Source organism: Variovorax sp. 20P10.2.4 (assembly GCF_058244205.1).
This window is the reverse complement of sequence record NZ_JBZAYE010000791.1, coordinates 1-2,986: the sequence shown is the minus strand read 5'-3', so window position 1 is coordinate 2,986 and position 2,986 is coordinate 1. Positions and strand designations below refer to the sequence as shown.

The 2,986-nt window shown below is 70.9% G+C and carries 3 protein-coding genes and 1 pseudogene; 3 read left to right on the top strand and 1 reads right to left on the bottom strand.

What is annotated here, in order from left to right:
• A partial coding sequence (locus tag AC27VN_RS37590) for a substrate binding domain-containing protein (RefSeq protein WP_490879946.1) occupies window positions 1–770 on the top strand: 770 nt, incomplete at its 5' end.
• Between the two features lie 145 nt (window positions 771–915).
• Window positions 916–1,386, top strand: coding sequence for a DoxX family protein (locus AC27VN_RS37585; RefSeq protein WP_490879945.1), 471 nt, complete (start codon window positions 916–918; stop codon window positions 1,384–1,386).
• A gap of 12 nt (window positions 1,387–1,398) precedes the next feature.
• On the opposite strand, the gene AC27VN_RS37580 is transcribed toward AC27VN_RS37585, so the two are convergent.
• Window positions 1,399–2,145: a Crp/Fnr family transcriptional regulator gene (locus AC27VN_RS37580; protein ID WP_490879944.1), complete on the bottom strand. Its 747-nt coding sequence runs from the start codon at window positions 2,143–2,145 to the stop codon at window positions 1,399–1,401.
• 53 nt (window positions 2,146–2,198) lie between these two features.
• Here AC27VN_RS37580 and AC27VN_RS37575 point away from each other — a divergent pair.
• Window positions 2,199–2,986, top strand: a pseudogene (locus tag AC27VN_RS37575) (adenylate/guanylate cyclase domain-containing protein); the annotation flags it as partial.

Below are 2,986 nucleotides of genomic sequence, written 5' to 3'. Positions count from 1 at the left end.
GGCTCTACCTGACCGACACCGGCCGCGAGTTCTGCGGCCGCGCGCGCACCATCCTGTCGGACCTCGACGATGCCGAGACGGCCGTCAACGCCACCGCGTTGCAGCCCACGGGCACGCTGCGCATCACGGCCTCGCTGTCGTTCTCGATCCATCACATCGCGCCGCTGCTGCGCGAGTACACCCAGCGCTATCCCGGCGTGAAGGTGCACGTGGAGGCGGCCAACCGCTACTTCGACCTGATCGACAACAACATCGACGTGGCGATCCGCACGCGCGAGTACGAGCCCGATTCCAACGTGACGATCCGCCGCCTCGGCGAGACGCGGCGCATCCTCGCAGCCTCGCCGCGCTACTTCGCGCAGCACGGCTTTCCGAAGACGCTCGAGGAGCTGCAGCAGCACAAGCTCTTGATCTACACCTACGCCAACAACCCCAACGAGCTGCGCTTCACCGGCCGCGACGGCGAGGTCCGCACGGTGTCGGTGCAGGGGCTGCTCGAGTCGAACGACGGCCAGGTGCTGCGTGCCGCCGCGCTCGACGGCATGGGGATCCTGGTGCAGCCCACCTACATCGTCTACGACGACATCGTGGCCGGCCGGCTGGTGCCCACGCTCGACGACTGGGACCTGCCGCACCTGCGCATCAACCTGGCCTACCCGAGCCGCAAGCACCTGTCGGCCAAGGTGCGCAGCTTCATCGACTTCATGGCGGCGCACTTCCACAAGATGGACTACGAGCGCAAGTGGACCGGGCATTTCCTGGGCCGCTGATCCACCCGCCCGAGCGGCTTTCTCGAAAAAAGGTGCGAAAACGCACCGACCGGCCCGCCGCCTCCTGCGCACACTGGAAACGGACCTGCCCGCATCCCGCGGGCGGGCACTGTCTTTTCCCATCCTGACCGCTCGAGGAACCGCCATGAACACCCAGGCCGCCACCGCCGCCACCCCGCGTGCGCCGATCGCTTCGTCGTTCGCCGCCCCCGCCCTTGCCAACGACGACGCCGGCAAGCTGCTGCTGCGCGTCGCCATCGGCGTGCTCGTGCTGCTGCACGGCATCTTCAAGCTCTCGGCCGGCGTCGGCTTCATCGGCGGCATGCTGGCCAAGGCCGGCCTGCCCGGTGGCCTGGCCTACCTGGTCTACGTCGGCGAGATCGTCGCGCCGCTGCTGCTGATCGCCGGCTTCTGGACCCGCGCCGCGGCCGCCGTGATCGTGGTCAACATGCTGTTCGCCTTCGGTCTGGTGCACATGGGCGACTTCTTCGCGCTGACCAAGCAGGGCGGCTGGGCGCTCGAACTGCAGGGCCTGTACCTGTTCGGCGCGCTCGCCGTGGTGCTGCTGGGCGCGGGCCGCTTCAGCGTGGGCGGCACGACCGGCCGCTGGAACTGATCTCGCGGAGGCTCAGGACGCGTCGCCGCGTACCTGGGCCACCATCCGCTCCAATCGGCCGGCATCTTCCAGCACCAGCGCGCGGCCGTCCTTGCGCAGCACGCCGCTGCGCACCAGTGCATTGAGCTCGCGCGTGACCTGCTCGCGGTTGGTGCTGATCTGGCTGGCCAGGGCCGCATGGCGCGGCGCGGGCTCGAGCCGCGCCTGGTTGCCGTCGAAGCCGGCGCCGCGCGCCAGCCGCAGCAGCTCGGCATGCAGCCGGTTCTGCACGCCCAGGGTGCTGAGGTCGATCACGCGTTCGCTGAGCTGACGCACCAGCGCGGCCAGCCGCTGCATCACGCGCTCGGCCACCAGCGGCTCGTCGCGCAGCAGGGCCAGGAAGGCGGTGCGGTCGAGGCTCGCGACCACGCAGGGCTCGAGCGTGACCACGTCGGCCGAGCGCGGCCCGCCGTCGATGGCGGCGATGTCGCCGAAATGCTCGCCGGCCTCGGAATCGCGGAAGGTCACCTGGCGGCCATTGGCCGAATAGGTGGTCACGCGCACGCGGCCCGAGACCAGCAGGAACACTTCGCCCTGCTGCTCGGCGCGCAGCAGCAGCGGCTTGCCGGCCGCCACGCTGTGCCACAGGCACTGCTGCGCGAGCTGGTCGAGCCGCTGCTCGGACAGCCCCGCGAAGAGCGCGATCTGGCGCAGCGCGAGGCTGGAGCGCGGAGCGGCCGAAGCCGGGGAGGAAGGCGAGGAAGGTGTGGTGGAGGCCATGCCGGGTCGGTGGGCGCCGCGCATTATGCTCGGGTGCCCTTCCGACCCGCCGCATGCACAGACGTTCCCCATCCGCCCTGAGAACGCCCACGCGGCGCAACCTGCGCTGGGCCAGCGGGATCGTGCTGATGGCCTACGTCACGCTGCACCTGCTCAACCATGCGCTGGGCATCGCCTCCTTCGCCCGGGCCGAGACGGTGCTCGACCAGTTGCGCGCCTTCTGGCACAGCCTGCCCGGCACCCTGCTGCTGTATGGCGCCGCGCTGGCGCACCTGGCGCTGGCCGTGGTCGCGCTGTGGGAGCGGCGCACGCTGCGCATGCCTCCGCTCGAGGGCCTGCGCGTGCTGCTGGGCTTCTCGCTGCCGCTGCTGCTGGCCACCCACCTGACGGCGATGCGCGGTGCCTACACCGTCTACGGCATCGAGGGCTCGTACGCGCGCGTGGTCTGGGGCCTGTGGGACCTGCCGGGCGCGAGCGCGCAGTTCGCGCTGATGCTCGCGGCCTGGGCGCACGGCTGCCTGGGCCTGCACTTCGCGCTGCGCGTGCAGCCCTGGTACCGCCGCTTCTCGCACCTGCTGCTGGCCATCGCCGTCGTGCTGCCGCTGATGGCCGCCGTGGGCTTCGTCTCGATGGGGCGCGAGTTCCAGTGGACCGGCGTGCCGCCGACGGCCGTGCCCACGGCCGAGCAGTCACGCGTGCTCGGCGCGATCGAACGCAACATCAAGCTCTTCTATGCGCTGGCGCTGGCCGCGCTGCTGCTCGCGCGCTGGGGCCGCACGGCCTTCTACCGCTGGTCGGGCCGGCCCTCGATCGCGCTGCGCTATCCCGAGCGCACGGTGCA